17 protein-coding genes are annotated in these 18,258 nt (G+C 36.5%); 12 read left to right on the plus strand and 5 right to left on the minus strand.

The features are described from left to right. Positions 1 to 175: 175 nt before the first annotated feature. The 9 genes from ELS83_RS14500 to ELS83_RS14540 all read left to right on the plus strand — a co-directional run bounded on the left by ELS83_RS14500 (position 176) and on the right by ELS83_RS14540 (position 10,648). Entirely contained in the window at positions 176 to 1,273 is a 1,098-nt protein-coding gene (locus ELS83_RS14500) for a DUF1573 domain-containing protein (protein ID WP_171596281.1), read from the plus strand. A gap of 151 nt (positions 1,274 to 1,424) precedes the next feature. Beyond that, the gene (locus ELS83_RS14505) at positions 1,425 to 2,444 is read left to right on the plus strand and encodes a DUF1573 domain-containing protein (RefSeq protein ID WP_171596282.1); all 1,020 of its coding nucleotides are present in this window, start codon (positions 1,425 to 1,427) and stop codon (positions 2,442 to 2,444) included. 149 nt (positions 2,445 to 2,593) lie between these two features. After that, positions 2,594 to 3,727: a methylmalonyl Co-A mutase-associated GTPase MeaB gene (gene meaB / locus ELS83_RS14510; protein ID WP_171596283.1), complete on the plus strand. Its 1,134-nt coding sequence runs from the start codon at positions 2,594 to 2,596 to the stop codon at positions 3,725 to 3,727. A 93-nt stretch (positions 3,728 to 3,820) separates the two neighbouring features. Continuing rightward, complete coding sequence (locus ELS83_RS14515) at positions 3,821 to 4,915, plus strand: TlpA disulfide reductase family protein (RefSeq protein WP_171596284.1); 1,095 nt, start codon at positions 3,821 to 3,823, stop codon at positions 4,913 to 4,915. A 211-nt stretch (positions 4,916 to 5,126) separates the two neighbouring features. Continuing rightward, on the plus strand, positions 5,127 to 5,999 hold the full coding sequence (locus ELS83_RS14520) for a metal ABC transporter solute-binding protein, Zn/Mn family (protein WP_171596285.1): 873 nt from the start codon (positions 5,127 to 5,129) through the stop codon (positions 5,997 to 5,999). A gap of 12 nt (positions 6,000 to 6,011) precedes the next feature. Next, complete coding sequence (locus tag ELS83_RS14525) at positions 6,012 to 6,743, plus strand: metal ABC transporter ATP-binding protein (RefSeq protein ID WP_171596286.1); 732 nt, start codon at positions 6,012 to 6,014, stop codon at positions 6,741 to 6,743. A 1-nt stretch (position 6,744) separates the two neighbouring features. Continuing rightward, complete coding sequence (locus tag ELS83_RS14530; RefSeq protein ID WP_171596287.1) at positions 6,745 to 7,593, plus strand: metal ABC transporter permease; 849 nt, start codon at positions 6,745 to 6,747, stop codon at positions 7,591 to 7,593. Between the two features lie 95 nt (positions 7,594 to 7,688). Further along, positions 7,689 to 9,083, plus strand: a complete 1,395-nt coding sequence (lpdA, locus tag ELS83_RS14535; RefSeq protein ID WP_171596288.1) for a dihydrolipoyl dehydrogenase — start codon at positions 7,689 to 7,691, stop codon at positions 9,081 to 9,083. A gap of 176 nt (positions 9,084 to 9,259) precedes the next feature. Next, positions 9,260 to 10,648: a C1 family peptidase gene (locus ELS83_RS14540; protein ID WP_171596289.1), complete on the plus strand. Its 1,389-nt coding sequence runs from the start codon at positions 9,260 to 9,262 to the stop codon at positions 10,646 to 10,648. Between the two features lie 93 nt (positions 10,649 to 10,741). Here the strand turns inward: ELS83_RS14540 and ELS83_RS14545 are convergent, their stop codons facing one another. Together ELS83_RS14545 and ELS83_RS14550 are read right to left on the minus strand one after the other, a co-directional pair. Beyond that, positions 10,742 to 11,197, minus strand: a complete 456-nt coding sequence (locus ELS83_RS14545) for a hypothetical protein (RefSeq protein ID WP_171596290.1) — start codon at positions 11,195 to 11,197, stop codon at positions 10,742 to 10,744. 135 nt (positions 11,198 to 11,332) lie between these two features. Beyond that, positions 11,333 to 11,788 carry a hypothetical protein gene (locus tag ELS83_RS14550; RefSeq protein WP_171596291.1) on the minus strand — a complete coding sequence of 152 codons (456 nt, stop codon included), beginning with the start codon at positions 11,786 to 11,788 and terminating at the stop codon, positions 11,333 to 11,335. Positions 11,789 to 12,059: 271 nt separating this feature from the next. Between ELS83_RS14550 and ELS83_RS14555 the strand changes: the two genes are divergently transcribed. Then, positions 12,060 to 12,539 carry a Dps family protein gene (locus ELS83_RS14555; RefSeq protein WP_171596292.1) on the plus strand — a complete coding sequence of 160 codons (480 nt, stop codon included), beginning with the start codon at positions 12,060 to 12,062 and terminating at the stop codon, positions 12,537 to 12,539. 50 nt (positions 12,540 to 12,589) lie between these two features. Here the strand turns inward: ELS83_RS14555 and ELS83_RS14560 are convergent, their stop codons facing one another. Continuing rightward, complete coding sequence (locus ELS83_RS14560) at positions 12,590 to 13,207, minus strand: DEAD/DEAH box helicase (RefSeq protein WP_171596293.1); 618 nt, start codon at positions 13,205 to 13,207, stop codon at positions 12,590 to 12,592. Between the two features lie 32 nt (positions 13,208 to 13,239). Beyond that, positions 13,240 to 15,084: a vWA domain-containing protein gene (locus tag ELS83_RS14565; RefSeq protein WP_171596294.1), complete on the minus strand. Its 1,845-nt coding sequence runs from the start codon at positions 15,082 to 15,084 to the stop codon at positions 13,240 to 13,242. A 141-nt stretch (positions 15,085 to 15,225) separates the two neighbouring features. Here ELS83_RS14565 and ELS83_RS14570 point away from each other — a divergent pair, with 141 nt between their 5' ends. Together ELS83_RS14570 and ELS83_RS14575 are read left to right on the plus strand one after the other, a co-directional pair. Then, complete coding sequence (locus tag ELS83_RS14570) at positions 15,226 to 15,816, plus strand: RNA polymerase sigma factor (RefSeq protein ID WP_171596295.1); 591 nt, start codon at positions 15,226 to 15,228, stop codon at positions 15,814 to 15,816. After that, on the plus strand, positions 15,806 to 17,155 hold the full coding sequence (locus ELS83_RS14575; protein ID WP_171596296.1) for a carboxypeptidase-like regulatory domain-containing protein: 1,350 nt from the start codon (positions 15,806 to 15,808) through the stop codon (positions 17,153 to 17,155). Before ELS83_RS14570 ends, ELS83_RS14575 begins: the two co-directional genes overlap by 11 nt. On the opposite strand, the gene ELS83_RS14580 is transcribed toward ELS83_RS14575, so the two are convergent. Further along, a complete protein-coding gene (locus tag ELS83_RS14580; protein WP_171596297.1) occupies positions 17,156 to 18,028 on the minus strand; it encodes a DMT family transporter in 873 nt (290 codons plus the stop codon). Between the last annotated feature and the right edge of the window lie 230 nt (positions 18,029 to 18,258).

Below are 18,258 nucleotides of genomic sequence, written 5' to 3' on the forward strand. Positions count from 1 at the left end.
ATTTTATTATGAAAGCAGATGAAAAATTGCTTAACAAGTATTTAACTATATTTTTCGTGCTTATCGTGTAAAAATGTTTAATTTTGTATGTTTTGTGATTTTTATCCGAAAAAAATAAACTCTTTAGATACTTTATCGTATTAAACAAAAGTTGATATAAAAATATTGGTAAGTTATGAATAGAAAAATAATTTTTTTGTTGGCGTTTGTATTCTGTGGAAGCATTCTTTCTGCGGAAGCACAAAATACAAAACCAGTAATGAAATTCGATTCTAAAATACATGATTTTGGAACGTTTAAAGAAGAATTGGGAAAGCAGGTTTACTCATTCGAATTTGTAAATGAAGGGAAACAACCTATAATCATCAATCAGGTTCGCTCATCCTGTGGATGTACTTCTCCGTCATGGACGAAAAAACCGGTAGCTCCAGGTCAGAAAGGATTCATCAAAGCAACTTTTGATCCTAAAAATCGCCCGGGGCCATTCAATAAATCGATTACCATTACAGCCAATACAAATCCAGCCATTACCATTCTTCGAATCAAAGGAAAGGTAATTGAACGTGAAAAAACCATTGCTGATATCTACCCAAGAATGATGAATGGTTTGCGATTGAAAAACAATCATTTATCGCTTACTAAAGTGAAAAATACTGAGGTGAAAGAAGGTTTTGTTGAGGTATACAACGATAGTAATGAAGAAATTAGCATTGCATTTAAAAGAATGCCGGCTCACCTTCAGCTTAAGATGGTTCCTGAAAATCTGGCTCCAAAACAAAAAGGTAAAATTGTTGCTTTGTACGATGGTGCTAAGAAAAACGATTGGGGTTTTGTGGTAGATTACATGAACATGCTTGTAAATCAGAAACACAAACCAGGTCAGAGATTAACCGTGAGCGCAAATATTGTAGAAGATTTTGACAGGTTAAGCGATGCCGAGAAAAAAGTGGCTCCAAAGGTTGAATTTACCGAGAGAGTTTTTGATTTTGGTGAACTTACTCAAGGTCAGAATGCAGAGCATATCTTTACCATGAAAAACAATGGAGCCTCGGATTTAATTATTCGTAAAACAAAAGCTTCTTGTGGTTGTACTGCCATTGCTCCACAAACTAAAATCATAAAAGCAGGCGAAGAAACTGAAATTAAAGTTGTATTCAATTCGAGAGGGAAAAGAGGTCGTCAGAATAAATTGATTACTGTGATTACAAATGACCCGATACATTCAGCGGTTCAGCTTAGAGTAAGAGGTAATGTAATCATGCCAAAGAGTTAAAACACAATTTTTAAAAATATAAAGAGCTTCCTTTTATAGGCAAGCTCTTTTTTCTAAACTCTCGAATTATATTATGATTAGAAATGTTTTTTTTGTGTTTGCCCTGATTCTAAGCACCTCTTTTTTCTTGAGTGCACAAAATGAAAAACCCGTGATAAAGTTTGAATCCAAACTTCACGATTTTGGAACCTTTAAAGAAGAGCTGGGCAAACAAACACACCTGTTCGAATTTGTAAACGAAGGCAAACAGCCAATTATTATTAAACACGCGTACTCCTCGTGCGGATGTACTTCGCCCGAATGGAGTAAAAAGCCAATTGCACCCGGACAAAAGGGATATATTAAAGCAATTTTTGATCCTAAAAATCGTCCTGGCACATTTGCAAAAACCATTACAGTAACAGCCAATACTAATCCAAGTATCACCAAACTAATCATTAAAGGAAAGGTAATTGAAAGGGTAAAAACCATTGCTGATTTCTATCCCGCAGTGATGAGTGGCTTAAGGTTTCAAAGCAATCACCTGGCCTTTACAAAGGTGAAGAATAATGAGAAAAAAGAGCTTGAAATTGAGGTATACAATGAGAGCGATGAGGCTGTAAGTCTTTCCTTTAAAAGAATGCCTGCTCACCTGCAAATTAAAATGATACCTGAAGAATTAATGCCAAAAGAAAAGGGCAAAATTGTTGCCATGTATGATGGCGCTAAGAAGAATGACTGGGGGAATGTAATCGATCATTTAGATGTGCTTGTTAACCAGGAGGAGAAACCGAACCAACGCTTATCTGTTACTGCCAATATTGTAGAAGATTTTTCAATGCTTACTGAAAACGAGAAAAAGAATGCGCCAAGACTTGAAGTGGGAAATCGCTTTTTTAATTTCGGAGAACTCGAGCAAGGTGAGAGTGTAGAGCATATCTTCAAATTAAAAAATAGTGGAAAATCCGATCTTATCATTCGCAAGACCAAATCGTCCTGCGGTTGCGCAACGGTTAATCCGGGAGTAAATATTTTAAAACCTGGTGAGGAAACAGATTTAAAAATTGTATTCCATTCGCGTGGCAGAAGGGGAAATCAATCTAAAACGGTATATGTAATTACCAATGATCCATTTAATCAGGAATCCAAACTGATTGTTAAAGGTAGGGTTAAACTCAAGCAAACGAGCTAAAAATATAATGGCCTTCCATCTTTTGGAAGGCTTTTTTTATGCCTGATTTTGATTGTTGCTAACAAACATATGCACTTTTCTTGATGTTTACGGGTAGCTTCGTTTCTAAATTTATAACTTCGCATACAGAATTATAAGTAGATTATATCATGTCAGATACAAATAATAAGAATAAGGATCATATTGAGAATGATCCATCATATAAAGGTTTGCAAGTCAATTCAGGCATTTCTCAGCCTCCATCAATCAACCCAAGAATTGCTGAACGTTTGAAAAAGAACAAACGCAAGAAATATACGGTTGATGATTACGTAAAAGGGATTTTGGATGGAGACAGGGGAATTTTAAGCCAGGCCATTACCTTGATTGAAAGTTCGAAGTTCGAACATCAGAAAGTTGCCCAGGAAATTATTGAAAAATGTTTGCCTTACTCAGGGAAATCGGTTCGTATTGGAATTACCGGAGTTCCAGGAGCAGGTAAAAGTACATTTATCGAGGCCTTTGGTAAGCATGTTACCGGGCAAGGAGGCAAACTGGCAGTTTTGGCTATCGACCCAAGTAGTGAAAGAAGCAAGGGAAGTATCCTTGGAGATAAAACCAGGATGGAAGAGCTTTCTGTAGATCTGAATGCGTATATTCGACCTTCACCGTCGGCAGGATCCTTGGGAGGTGTTGCCCGCAAAACCCGCGAAAGTTTAATATTGTGCGAAGCTGCTGGCTTCGATACCATTTTAATTGAAACAGTTGGTGTTGGACAATCGGAAACCGCAGTACATTCTATGGTTGATTTCTTCCTGTTGATAAAAATTGCCGGAGCTGGAGATGAGTTACAGGGAATTAAGAGAGGAATTATGGAAATGGCCGATTTGATTACCATTAACAAGGCCGATGGAAACAACATTCACAAGGCTCAATTGGCAAGAGTGCAGTTCGAAAATGCATTGCACCTGTTCCCACAATCACCTTCAGGATGGTCGCCTAAGGTTCTTACCTGTTCGGCTATCGAAAAAACCGGAATCGATGAAATCTGGAATGCCATATTGGAATATTGTAGCCATACCCAGCAAAATGCTTATTTCGAACAAAGAAGAAGCGAGCAGGCCAAATATTGGATGTACGAAACCATCAATGAGCAATTGAAGGATGGTTTTTATCAGAAACAGTCGATCAAAGATCAGATTCCAGACTTTGAAAATAAGGTGCTGAATGATGAGATGAGTTCGTTTGTTGCTGCGTTTAAATTACTCGAAGCCTATTTTCAGGATATCAAAAACAAAGAGTAAATCGCTATGTATATCGAAAATCGTTTCGATTACAGCTTTTATTTTGGTAGATTTAGGGATTCGTAAATTATTAACACACAAAATACCGTACACATGAAAAAGTTATTTATCGCCATTACAGCGATTGGTCTATTTTTTACATCTTGTAATCAAACAGAGCAATATAAGCTGACAGGTACTATTTCAGGACAGGCAGAAGGTAAAGTTTACCTATCAAAAGTTCAGGACAATGATTTGGTGAAAATTGATTCTACGCAATTGCAGGAAGGTGCATTTGAATTTACAGGAACCGTAGAATCTCCTCAAAGATATTTTATCCAGTTAGATGATAAAAAAGAAGCCATTCAATTTTTTGTAGAAAATTCGAATATTGATATTAAGGCTGACGTTGAAAAATTAACCGAAGCAGTTATCGTTGGATCTGCAGAGCAGGATGTGTACGTAGCTTATCAGGAATCACAAAAATCTTTTGCTGAGAAGAACGAAGCTATGTATAAAGAGTTTATGGCTGCGAGACAAGCTCAGGATCAGGCTAAGATGGATTCTATCCGTGATGAAGCTATGAAGTTGCAAGATGAAAAAACAGCTGCAAGTAAGGAATTTGTTGCCAATAACTCAAACTCTATTGTTGCTGGATTCATTTCTTATAGAATGATGTCTGGAATGGAGCTTGATAAAATGGACGAACTATACAACTCTTTGGCTGAGAATGTAAAAGCTTCAACTTATGGAGTGATGATGAAAGAAAAAATTGACTTATTGAAAAGTGTTGCAATAGGTAAAACTGCTCCTGATTTTACATTAAATACTCCTGAAGAGACTCCATTTAGTCTTTCATCATTGAAAGGGAAGATTGTTGTGATTGACTTTTGGGCTTCATGGTGTGGTCCTTGTAGAAGAGAAAACCCTCATATGGTAGAACTTTACAAAGAAGTGAACGAAAAAGGAGTTGAATTCTTAGGTGTTTCTTTAGATAAGGATAAGGACAAATGGTTGAAAGCTATTGAAGACGATGGTTTGGTTTGGAAACATGTTTCTGATCTAAAATATTGGAATTCTGAAGCTGCTAAAATGTATGGAATTAGTGGAATTCCTGCAACAGTGCTTGTTGACCAAAACGGTGTAATCGTTGCTAAAAACTTAAGAAGCGCAGAACTAAAGGTTGAAATTGAAAAATTACTTCAATAGTCTGAAAAAATACAAAAGAAGCCCGGTAGGTTATAAATCTACCGGGCTTTTTGTTTGTATCTGTTTAATTGTCTAATTTCAGTAATTGGAAACATGCAATAAAACACCTTTACTTTAAGTCATTTTTAAGAAGGATTTCAATTGCTGATTCGAAAAAATACTTACTTTTGTTATTTAAATCAGATCTAAATAAATTAATCCTAATAGACAAATGAAATTTGTTAACATTCTTATGGTTTCCGTATTGCTTTTCGGAATCTATTCTTGTCAGCCAAAAAAGGCGAAAAAAGTTGATAACCAGATTTCTGTAAGTATCCTGCCACAGAAATATTTTGTGGAGAGAATTGCCGGAAACGACTTTCAGATTAATATTTTGATTCCTCCAGGGGGAAGTCCAGCAACTTACGAACCTACACCTATGCAAATGGAACAGGTTGCCAAGTCGGTTGCATATTTTAAAATCGGACATATTCCATTTGAAAATACCTGGATGAATAATATTATTGAAGCAGCAGGAGAGATTAAAGTATATAACCTTTCGAAAGGAATTGAGTTGGTTCGCGGACCAGAAGTACATCACGGCGACCATGTTCACGAAGGTGGAATCGATCCTCATACCTGGTCTTCGCCAAAAGCAGTTATTCAAATTGCTGAGAACCTTTTCCAGGGATTGGCAGAACTAAAGCCTGAAAAAAAGGAAGAGTACAAGAAAAACCTTGATCAATTCCTGGCTGAGCTAAAAATGGTGGATCAAAAATCAACGGAAGTGTTTGCCAATGCGGAACACAAATCGTTCATGATTTTCCACCCTGCATTAACTTACCTGGCCCGTGATTATGGATTGAACCAAATTCCAATCGAATTGCATGGGAAAGAGCCTTCGCCAGCACACATGCAACACCTAATTGGCGAAGCCGAAAAACACGATATTAAGATTGTATTTATTCAAAAGCAATTTAATAAAGAAAATGCTGAGGCAATTGCCAAAGAAATAAAAGCTGAAGTGATTCAAATTGATCCGTTAAATGAGGATTGGATGGCTGAAATGAAGTCTATCATTAATCATTTAAAAGGAGACGCTTAATTTAGATAAGAAATGGACACACTTCTGGAACTGAAATCCATAAATGCTGCTTACGATGACAAATTGGTGTTGAAAGATGTCGATTTGAAAATTAATCGGAATGATTTTGTTGGAATTATTGGCCCAAATGGAGGTGGAAAAACTACCTTACTAAAGGTGATTCTCGGTATTTTGAAGCCCATAAGTGGAGAAATTAATATCAATGGAACAAGCATTGGTTATTTGCCACAAATCAACAAGATCGATAGTAAGTTTCCTATTTCGGTTCGCGATGTAGTTTTATCAGGATTGATGGGGGTAAAGAAGCTTTTTGGAAGATACAGTCCCGAGAACAGAAAAAGTGCCAATAAATTAATGGAGCAGATGGGGATTCTTCATCTGAAAAACAAAAATATTGGAGAACTTTCGGGCGGCCAGTTGCAAAGGGTGTTTTTATGCAGAGCCATTATTTCTGATCCGCAATTATTGATTTTGGATGAGCCTGATACTTATGTAGACAGTAACTTTGAAGGTGAGCTATATGAAATTCTTGATCAGTTGAATGACCATATGGCCATTGTGGTTGTTTCGCACGATGTTGGAACCATTTGTTCGCATGTAAAAACCATTGCATGCGTAAACCAGACTTTGTGTTATCACGATTCCAATATCATTTCACAAGAACAACTGGCAGCATACAATTGTCCGATCGATTTAATTACTCACGGAGAAGTTCCGCATCGCGTACTAAAGCATCATCATTAAAATGAACTCTATATTAGAATTGTTTCAATATCAATTTTTTAATAATGCTGTATTTGCAGCAATTATGGCCAGTATTACCTGTGGTATTATTGGTTCGTATGTTGTTGCACGACGAATTGTATTTATAAGTGGAGGAATTACTCATGCCTCGTTTGGAGGAATTGGCATTGCCTGGTATATGGGTTTGAACCCAATTCTTGGGGCTGCTCTGTTTGGAGTTTTATCGGCTTTGGGAATTGAATGGATATCGAAAAAAACAGATGTTCGACAAGATTCTGTAATTGGAATTTTATGGGCTTTGGGAATGGCATTGGGAATCATTTTTATTTACATGACCCCGGGATATGCACCAAACCTAATGAGTTTCCTATTTGGAAATATACTTACTGTGGGTAGTCTCGATTTGTACCTTTTATTGGGTTTGTCTGTCCTTACCATTGTAATTTTTGCCCTCTTCCTAAAACCGATTTTATACGTTGCTTTCGATGAGGAATTTGCAAAAACACAGCGTATTCCCGTGCAATTTATCTCTTACTTGATGATTGCCCTGGTAGCACTGGCCATTGTGTTAAATATACGAGTTGTAGGGATCATACTGGTAATTTCATTTCTTACCATTCCACAAACCATTGCCAACATGTTTACCAAAGACTTTAAAAAAATGATACTTGGAGCAATTGGATTTGGCCTGTTGGGGTCGTTTATCGGATTATTGGTATCGTATAAGATTAATGCCCCTTCGGGAGCAACCATTATCTTCTCTTTTGTATTGCTTTTTGTGATTGCCAAATTGGTGCAATTGGCATTAATTGCCTTGCGAAGAAGAGAAGGAATAAAAGAAGTAAAATAGGGTAGAAGAAATTTTCTATCAATGAATTAATATATAAAGTATCTGTATTAAATTAGCAGAGCGAAATTTGTACTAACATAAACAACAAAATAAAAATGAGTTACGATTTAATAGTAGTAGGAAGTGGTCCTGGTGGATACGTAGCTGCCATTCGTGCTTCTCAATTGGGAATGAAAGTAGCAGTTGTAGAACGTGCTGAATTAGGTGGTATTTGTTTGAACTGGGGATGTATCCCTACAAAATCTTTGTTGAAATCGGCACAAGTTTTTGAATACATGAAGCATGCAGGCGATTATGGTTTGGCTGTTGATGGTGATGTAAAGGCTGATTTTGAAAAAGTTGTTGCTCGTAGTCGCGGTGTAGCTGAGAAGATGAGCGGTGGTATTCAGTATCTTTTCAAAAAGAATAAAATTGAAGTTCTAAATGGTTTTGGTAAGCTTGTTGGCAACAAACAAGTTGAAGTTTCGGCTGAAGATGGTACCAAAACTACTTATGAAGCAAAGCATATTATTTTGGCAACAGGAGCTCGTTCTCGCGAATTGCCAAATCTTCCACAAGATGGGAAAAGAATTATCGGTTACAGAAAGGCATTAACTCTTGAGAAATTGCCTAAATCGATGATTGTAGTTGGATCTGGTGCTATTGGATCGGAGTTTGCTTATTTCTATTCAACCATGGGAACAAAGGTAACATTGGTAGAGTTTATGCCAACTATCCTTCCTGTTGAAGATGAGGAAGTTTCGAAACAAATGGGACGTTCATTCAAAAAGAACAAAATTAAGGTGATGACTCACTCAACAGTTGAATCGGTTGAAGGAGAAGAAGGAAACCTTAAGGTAAATATCAAGAACAAAAAAGGAGAAATGGAAGTTCACGAATGTGAAGTTGTTCTTTCTGCTGTAGGTATTAGTCCAAATACCGAAGGCATTGGTCTTGAAGAAGTAGGTGTAGCCACTGAAAACGGTCGTGTAATTGTTGATGATTACTACCAAACAAATGTAGAAGGTGTTTACGCAATTGGTGATATCGTAAAAGGTCCTGCATTAGCGCACGTTGCTTCGGCTGAAGGAATTTGCTGTGTTGAGAAAATTGCAGGCATGAAAGTAGAGCCAATCGATTATTCTACAATTCCGGGTTGTACTTATACAGTTCCTGAAGTAGCATCAATGGGTATGACAGAGAAAGCAGCCAAGGAAGCTGGTCACGAAGTGAAGATTGGTAAATTCCCATTCTCGGCATCGGGCAAAGCAAGTGCAGCTGGTGCAAACGAAGGTTTTGTGAAATTAATTTTTGATGCAAAATATGGTGAGTTACTAGGTGCTCATATGATTGGTGCCAATGTAACAGAAATGATTGCTGAATTGATCGTAGCTCGTAAATTGGAAACTACAGGTCACGAATTGATTAAGGCAATTCATCCACATCCTACCATGTCTGAGGCAGTAATGGAAGCTGCAGCAGCTGCATACGATGAGGTGATTCATATTTAAACGAATAGAATTCCCGAAAAAGGGGAAACAGATATAACCCGGGGCATTGCCTCGGGTTTTTTATTGGGAAAAATTGAACTTTAATTGACTAAGCTGCTATAGAACGTTCTTGTTTCCTATTTTAATTTATAAGTTTGTGTGGACAATTTAACAACCTACTAAAACAAACAGTACATATGAGAAAGTTACTATTGGTTCCTGCAATGCTATTGGCTTTAACGGGAATTTCAAATGCACAGAATTCGGGATCGGTTGATGCAAAAACATTAAACGAAATTCGTTCGAGTTTTAAGATGGATGCATCGACTCAAGCCATCCAAAATGCGATTACAAATACCGAAAGTATTAGAGAGTTATCTTTAAACCGATCAAAAATTGGTACTACTGATCACTACTTTAAATACAGAGTAGATGTAAAAGGAATTACCGACCAGGAAAGCTCTGGAAGATGTTGGATGTTTACTTCGATGAACACCATTCGTCCGAATGCGATGAAGAAATTCAATTTGAATGCCTTCGATTTTTCGCACAATTACAACTATTTCTGGGATATGTTCGAAAAATCGAACTTGTTCCTTGAAAATATTATTGCAACTGGTAAGCGCGATATGGATGACCGCGAGGTGGTGACCTATTTTAAATCGCCAGTTGGTGATGGTGGAGTTTGGAATTCATTCTACAACGTAGCTAAGAAATATGGTGTGGTTCCAGCTGATGTAATGCCTGAAACAAAAGTGAGTAACAAAACCCGCGAAATTGGAAGATTGCTAAACGAAAAGCTAAGAGGTGAAGGATATAAACTTCGTTTATTGGTAGCGGAAAAAGCATCAGTAAAAAAGATTGAAGAAGCCAAAGTGGAGGCTTTAAAATCTGTATACAGAATGTTGGCTTTGAGTTTGGGTGAGCCTCCAGTCGAATTTGAGTGGAGATTCAAAGATTCTGAAGGAAAAATCAGCGAAAGCAAAACATATACACCACAAGAGTTTTTAGAAGTAGTTGTTCCTGGTTATGCCGAGATCGAAATGGTAATGATCATGAACGATCCTACCCGCGAATACTACAAAGTATACGAAATTGAGAACTACAGAAACGTTTCGGAAGGTATCAACTGGACATACTTGAACTTACCAAACAAGGAGATTAAGCAGTTTGCATTGGCCTCTATTAAAAATAATGAAGCAATGTACGCATCATGTGATGTAGGTAAGCAGCACAACCGCAAAACAGGTGTTATGGATGTAAATACCTACGATTATGCTTCTTTATTTGGAGTTGAATTTGACATGGATAAGAAAGCAAGAATTTTAACTCGCCAGTCGGGTTCGTCGCACGCAATGGCTTTGGTAGGTGTTGATGTTGATGAGAATGAAACGCCTGTAAAATGGGAATTTGAAAACTCATGGGGAGCAAGCTCAGGTCACAATGGGTATATTACTTTTACCGATGAGTGGTTCGATGCATACATGTTCCGTGTGGTGATCAACAAAAAATACCTGAACGCGAAGGCTAAAAAAGCTTCAGAATCGAAACCAATTGAGTTGCCAGTTTGGGATTATATGTTCTAAACAATTCTGAAAAATATACAAAAGGATGTTTTCTAACTGAAGACATCCTTTTTTTTTGCTCTGAAAAGTATTCATGTATCCATAGGCATTATTTTAATGAATTAAGTTGAGATGTAGCAATTGAGCCAATTTTTGAGCTTCAAGCTTTGCTTCTACCAAATCTTTGCATTTTTTAAAAGGAATTCTCCTTTTCGGATGATTCCTGAATAAGACCACAAAACAATTTTCGGGTTTGAATTGATATGCTTTGGAATCTTTCGCGAAAGACCATCTTTTAATAATAGGAGAAACTCCTCCAATTCCATCGATATTTGACAGGTATTTCCATTTTCCAATATTGATGAACCCGAAATAAGCGTAATACAGTTTATACCTGTTGCGAACAGTATCGATTTTAACGGCAGAATACGAAAATGCCATAAAGGAACCGATGAGGATGAAGGCTGCGGACACACCCGAATTGGTGAACAGGAATCCAAGAACTATAAATAGCCAGCCTAGAACCGATCCTGCCTGTCCGAATAATTTGTCGAGTTTGTTGTGCATCATCATACAGGTTTTAGTGAAACAATGTATTTGTTTATAAACCGACTTGATGATATTTGTACCCTACCAGACAGAGTTTGGTGCAAAGAAAAGCCCCGAACAATGTTCGAGGCCAATTTATCTGTTAATCAGATTTTATTACTTCAGTCTCTTGAATACGTAACGAGTAATAAAGATTCCTTTACCATCACCTTTACCGCTATCACTTTCAACACCACTGGTTACGAAAGCCAATTCATAACCTTGCTCTACCAAATGGTTAATTTTAGATGAAATTAATGCATCGTTAGAAGCAATATTCTGGAAGTTGATACCTGCAATACTGTAGAAGTTTAATAGCTTGGTTTCTGCAAATAAACTTACTTTTGCATCACTTCTTTTAACATCTTTTTGCTTGCTTTTTTTACCGTCAGTTCTTTCTGTGGTAAATTCATTTGCATCAATAGGCGATTTTTCTTCAACAATTCTCGAACGACCAATTCCCATAGGAACGATAGACTCAACTGTTGTGATTACTTTGTACTCTACTGATTGTGCATTTGCATCAATAAAAAGACCGATTGCAATGATGAAAAGTAAAACTAATTTTTTCATGATGTTAATTTAATTTACTGGTTTATAATTATTAGTAGGTTTTTTAGAGCCACTAAACTATAAAAATGTTTCGAGACTCATGTTAATTAAACAAAATTTTTATCGTGCTAAACGATTTGTTTGACGAATTCTCATTATTCAATAATGATGCCATAAATGCATTCTGCACTATTATAAGTAAAACTTATAGCTATATTAAACATTCTTATCTTAGGTTATCGATATTTGTATCAACGAAAAATGATAAATCAAACCATAAAAAATAAGAATCATGAAAAATGTAAAAGAAAATCAAGCAACAGTTGAGCTAACAGCAAATGAAAGAGAAGTTGAACAATTACAAATTCTTTTGGCTAATTACCAGTTGTACTATCAGAACTTAAGAAATTTTCACTGGAATGTAAGAGGAAGAGCTTTTTTTGAATTGCATGCAAAATTCGAAGAGTTGTATAACGATGCAAACGAGAAGGTAGATGAGTTGGCAGAAAGAATTCTAACGCTTGATGGACATCCATTGGGTAATTTTTCTGATTATGTGGCCATTTCCACAATTCAGGAGGCCAATTCGAATACCAGCGGGGAAGAAATGGTACAGCAGGTTGTTGATGCCCACGAAATCTTAATCGAGAAAGTAAGAAATGTAATTGCCGAGGCTAACGAGAATGATGATGAGGGGACACTTGATATTTTGCCAGCCTACATTTCATACCTGGAAAAAATAAACTGGATGTTAAAAGCTTACTTGAAGTAATTGAATGTAAGGGAATGAAAAAAGCCTCCAAATTTTGGAGGCTTTTGTTTTTATTCATTTTCAATGTCTAACACCAGTGGGAAATTCATGTTCTCGTCGATATACTTATCCATTTGAACCGTGAATCTTTCGCAGAATACAATTCTTTGCGATTTGGGAATGTAGGGAGCCAGGCGGTTGATTTCCGATAAAATCTGATCTCTCATAATTAATTCGCCATCGTCGATAATGAACATTTTTAAATTGTTCAAATTGATTCCACTAAATGAATACAGCTCATTTATTTTTTTAGCAGTTGCAATTACCACATCTGAGCCGGCATAGATTTTATCTCTCAAATCATGCAGGTTACCGGCATCTCCTTCACAGAACACTCTAAGATCTGTATGTTGTCCAAGCTCCAGGAAAAGTTCTTTCATTTCGATAGATTTTTCTCTGCTCGAAACAATAATCAAGGCTCTTGGTACGTCTTCAAATTCACTTTTAAGTTGCTGAATTACACTTATTACAATGGTAGATGACCTACCACTTTTCTCGTCAGCACGAATCATTAAATCAACACCACTTTTAATTTTTGAAATACTCTGCTTTTGTACTTTGGTAGGCGTTTCAAAACCATATCCCTCCAAGGCCTCTAATAAATGCTGATCTAATTTTTTTAAGAACATCTCTTTCTGCTTTTTTGTTTGATGTGGCAAATTTACAAATGTTTTGCCAATTTCATTAACCTAATCAATTCGCTTCGATATCCTTCTTCATCATTTCCTTTAGAACCTTGTGCCAAATCGATCAGCATTTTATAATTGCATTTTCCTTTGTATTCCGAATTACGCAGAAGCATTCCAAAACCGGCAACTGCAGCAGAGAAGCGATAGTTTTCGGATAATGATTGTTCAGGATTCAAATTCATAGGAATCTCTTCCACCATCAGGATACTTTTTCGGGCATCGGGTTTTTTATACCTGAATTTAATGGTGGCAATCTCGTCTTTCGAAAGAGCTTTGGAGTTCAATTTGGTATCCTGATATTTCAGCTTCTGATCTCTCTTCTTTTTCTTAGCCAGTTTGATTTCATAAAGTGCAGTTACATTGTGTCCAGAGCCTAATTCTCCCGCATCCTTTTTGTCGTTGTCAAATTCTTCTTTGTTCAGCATTCGGTTTTCATAACCGATTAGTCGATATTCTTCTACAATTGCAGGATTGAATTCGATCTGTATTTTTACATCTTTGGCAATGGTGTGAAGAGTTCCACCAAATTCGTTCACCAAAACTTTTTTAGCTTCCAGAATATTATCGATATAAGAATAATTCCCATTTCCTTTATCGGCAATAATCTCCATTTTATCATCTTTGTAATTGCCCATTCCAAATCCAAGAACCGAAATAAATACGCCATCTTCACGCTCTTTTTCAATGAGTCTTTCCATTTCTGAATTGCTCGAAATTCCTACATTAAAATCGCCATCGGTAGCCAGTATAATTCTATTGTTTCCACCATCAATAAAGTTTTCGCGGGCAACTTTATAGGCCAGCTTCAGTCCGGCTGCTCCAGCAGTTGAACCTCCAGCGTTTAGTTTTTCCAAAGCATCGATTATTTTCTCTTTTTTATTTCCATTGGTCGATGGTAAAACCAATCCGGAACTCCCGGCATACACTACAATGGCAACTTTATCTTCGGCTCTGAGTTGATTCACCAGTAGCTTAAAAGCTTTCTTTAAAAGAGGTAATTTGTTAGCTGAGTTCATCGAACCCGAAACATCCAGAAGAAATACCAGGTTGGAAGCAGGAAGGTTTTCGGTTTCCACTTTTTTTCCTTGCAAACCAATGTGGAGTAATAAATTATCATTGTTCCATGGACAAGCGGCTATTTCATGATGAATGGCAAAAGGATGATTGCCTGTTGGCTGCTCGTAATTGTAGTTAAAATAGTTAATCATCTCTTCAACACGAATGGCATCGATCGGTGGTTTCTCTCCATTGCTTAAAAACCTGCGAAGGTTACTGTACGAAGCTCCATCTACATCTATCGAGAAAGTTGAAACCGGACTTTCTACTGCATTTTTATAGTTGTTTTCATGAATTGTAGAATAAGTTTCGCTGTTTTGATAAGTTACTGGTGGCATTTCGTAATTGCAAAATGCCATTGTATTTCTTCTGCCTTTTATTGAGCTAACACCTCTGACTCTTACAGCTGAGCCAGTTGTGTGTGATTTCTTTTGAGTTCCATAAGCTACAACAACTACTTCGTCCATCCCAATACCTTCGGACTGCATTTGCACATGAATCACACTTTGATCTTTTACTTTAATTTCCTGGGTAGTCATACCAACAAAGGAATAAATAAGAATATCACCTTTGTTTACTTCTATTTTGTAGAAACCATCGATATTGGTTGATGTTCCGTTGGTAGTACCTTTAATTACAACACTAACACCTGGCATTGCCTGATTTGCTTCATCGGTAACAATACCACTTATGCTTTTTGCAGATAAGGAGAAAGAAATTAGCATTCCTAATACTCCTAATAATAATTTGATTGCTTTCATATTTCGAATTTTTAATGATTTTTGACTGTCTTTACTCCTAGGATGCGAGGCAAGAATAAATTCCATAAAAAATTTTCATCTTTTTTTTGAAATGTTTAACTAGCATTAAGTTTTAATTTGATAATTAGGTCGTGTTAGCCTATGCTGAACTGGAATAAAAAATCGGAAGAACTTACTGATCAGGAATTGCTGGAATCTTACATAGATTCAAGTAATTTGGATGTATTGGGAGTGCTGTATTCCAGGTATATGCATTTGGTGTATGGTGTATGTTTAAAATATCTGCACGACAGGGAAAAGGCAAAAGATGCTGTAAATGTAATTTTTGAGCACTTGATTACTGAAATCCCTAAATTTGATATTAAGAACTTTAAGCCATGGCTGTATGTAGTGTGTAAGAATTACTGCCTAATGGAATTGAGAAAACAAAAATCTCAAAGAAATCAGGCAGATAAATTTTTACAAACACAAATTATGGAATTGGATACTTATTTGCATCCTATAGATGAAGTGCGAGATGAAAACCTGGAGAAGAATCTGAAAAGATGTATTGAGAGGCTAAAGGAGGAACAACAGAAATGTATCTTGTTATTTTATTATGAGGAGAGTTGTTATAAAGAAATTTCGGATGAATTGAATCTTCCGATAAATAAAGTGAAGAGCTACATTCAGAATGGAAAAAGGAACTTAAAGATTTGCATGGAAGAATTTGCCAAACAAAATGAAGTCTAAGTTGAGGTTGACATATGAGCGATTTTTGGCCTATTTTGGTGATAAACTCACCGGGAAGGAAAAGCATGCTTTTGAAAAATCTGTAATGCAGGATGATTTTGAAAGTGATGCCTTCGATGGATTGTCCAAATTGAGTGCTGTAGAGATTCAGCATGATTTGGAAGAATTGCAGCAAAATCTTAGTGGAAAAATCAAATCGAAACAAAAGAAAAGAATTGTTTGGTTGCCATACGCAGCAAGTATCGTGCTGCTTCTGGGTTTGAGTCTTGTTTTGTTCTACATCAATCAGGAATCAGAAGTAAATGAATTTGTGAGTCAGGATATTGAAAAAAAGGAAGCAAAACGCGAATTCGAAAGTATTCCTGTAACGAAGCAAGACAGTATGGAAATTCAATCAGATCAACAAGAACATAGCTTGGATGAGGAGAAACTATTGGATGTAGAAGTGGTTGAGGATGCAGAAATGGAAGTCACGATGTTGGAAGATGACCAGGAAATTACAGATTTGGAAGTCATAAAAAAGACTGAGATTGTACATAAGAGGCCTATTGCCAAGGCATTTGTGGAAAAAGAAGGAAAATCACGAGATTTTTTAAGCAAGAAAGCTCAGAAAAGCATGACAGGAAAAGTTGTGGAAGTTCCAACCGATTCGCAAATAAGGGCCAGGGGAGTTGCTACGCTTAGTAAAACTGGTCCAAAAATGTATAAACACATTACAGGCAAGGTGGTTGATAGTAATCAAGATCCTATTCCAGGAGTTAGTGTTGCTGTTAAAGGAACCACACAAGCGGTTACAACCGATATTGATGGTAATTTTAAAATGAGTTTGGCAGATAACAATACAGATTACAAGTTAACGGCTTCTTTCGTTGGATTTGAATCAAAAGAGATTGATGTTGGAGATTCTTTGCTGGTTGTTATGGAGCAAGATGTTGATGCTCTTAGCGAAGTTGTAGTTACAGCTTATAAAGCCAATGATAAAAAGGCTTACGAAACAGGGGCGGTAAGTGAAGTTGAACTGGAAAAACCTTTAAGGTCGTGGAATAATGCGAAACCTGTAGATTCAAAAAATATTGCTGAATATAAAAAGAACTTGATATCAGCTTTGCAAACCAAATGGGGCAATGAATTACAAGACAAGTATAAAATCAAAGTCAAATTCACTGTACTTGATTCCGGTCAGGTGAGCGATATTCATTTAAGTGGTGATTCAAACGAAGCACTGTACGAAAAAATAAAAGAACTGATTCGAAATGGAGAGAAATGGATTCCTGCAGAAAAAGATGACGTCGCCATCACTTCAAAAGTTCGATTAACTTTACGATTGGATTTTAAATAGCTACTTTTTATTGATTAGGTATACGCCTAAGAGAATTCCAGACATACAAGCAATGTGAAGGATTGTAATGTTTTCGCCATCCACAACTCCCCAGAAAATGGCAAATATTGGAATAATATAAGTTACCGATGATGCATAAACAGCCGATATGTGTCTGATTAAGCTGTTCATTAACAACATGGCTAAAGCAGTACCAATAATTCCCAATGCAGCTAAAGCAAGAAAATGAATTGGCCAGTTTGGAACAGCAAAAACCGGTTGAAAATCGGTTGTTAGCAAATAGATTAATGCTGCTGGTCCGGTAAAGAAAAATGAAAGCGAAGTAATTTGAACACCCGATAAATGGGAGAGTTTTGCCTTTATGGTATTGATATTAATACCGTAAAAAGTAGTAGCCAACACAATTAGTAAGGCATAACTGTTTATACTTCCAAAATTCAGTTCCTTGCCAGAGGTAATCAATCCTAAAGCACCAACCAAACCTACAATTAAACCAATGGTTTGCAGCCACTTAAATTTTGTTTTAAAGAATATAATACCCACCAAAAGTGTGAAGAGAGGAGTTAGTGAATTCAACATTCCTGCTAAAGCACTATCGATTTGGGTTTGTGCTTTGGTAAATAAAAAAGCTGGAATAAAACTTCCAATAAAACCTGCAACCAATAAACCGGGTAAATCTTTTCTTTGAAGAAATTTTAAGTTTTTAATGGAATATGGCAGTAAGACAAGCGAAGCCAATAACATTCTGATTCCGGCAGCCTGCTCACTGCTAAAACTTTTCAAGCCAATTTTCATAAGGATAAAAGAACTTCCCCAAACAAAAGCCAATAAAATAAGAATAGTGAGTTGAAACCAAGGTTTTTTCCAGTTCATGTTGTCAGTTTTTAGCAGCTCGAAATTACATGAATATAATGACCATTACAACCGAAAAATGAACATCTTATTTTGAAAATAAAATCAGTTAAACTGATATGTTAAATTAATGCGAGTCAATCATGTTTCAATGTGACTTGCTTGCAGCAGATAACTTGTAAAGCTGGAAAAACTCCGGTGATTTTTTAATCTATAAAAAACAAAACCCCGGAAGTAGTAGAACCGGGGTT

Source organism: Marinifilum caeruleilacunae (assembly GCF_013141825.1).
GTDB lineage: Bacteria > Bacteroidota > Bacteroidia > Bacteroidales > Marinifilaceae > Marinifilum > Marinifilum caeruleilacunae.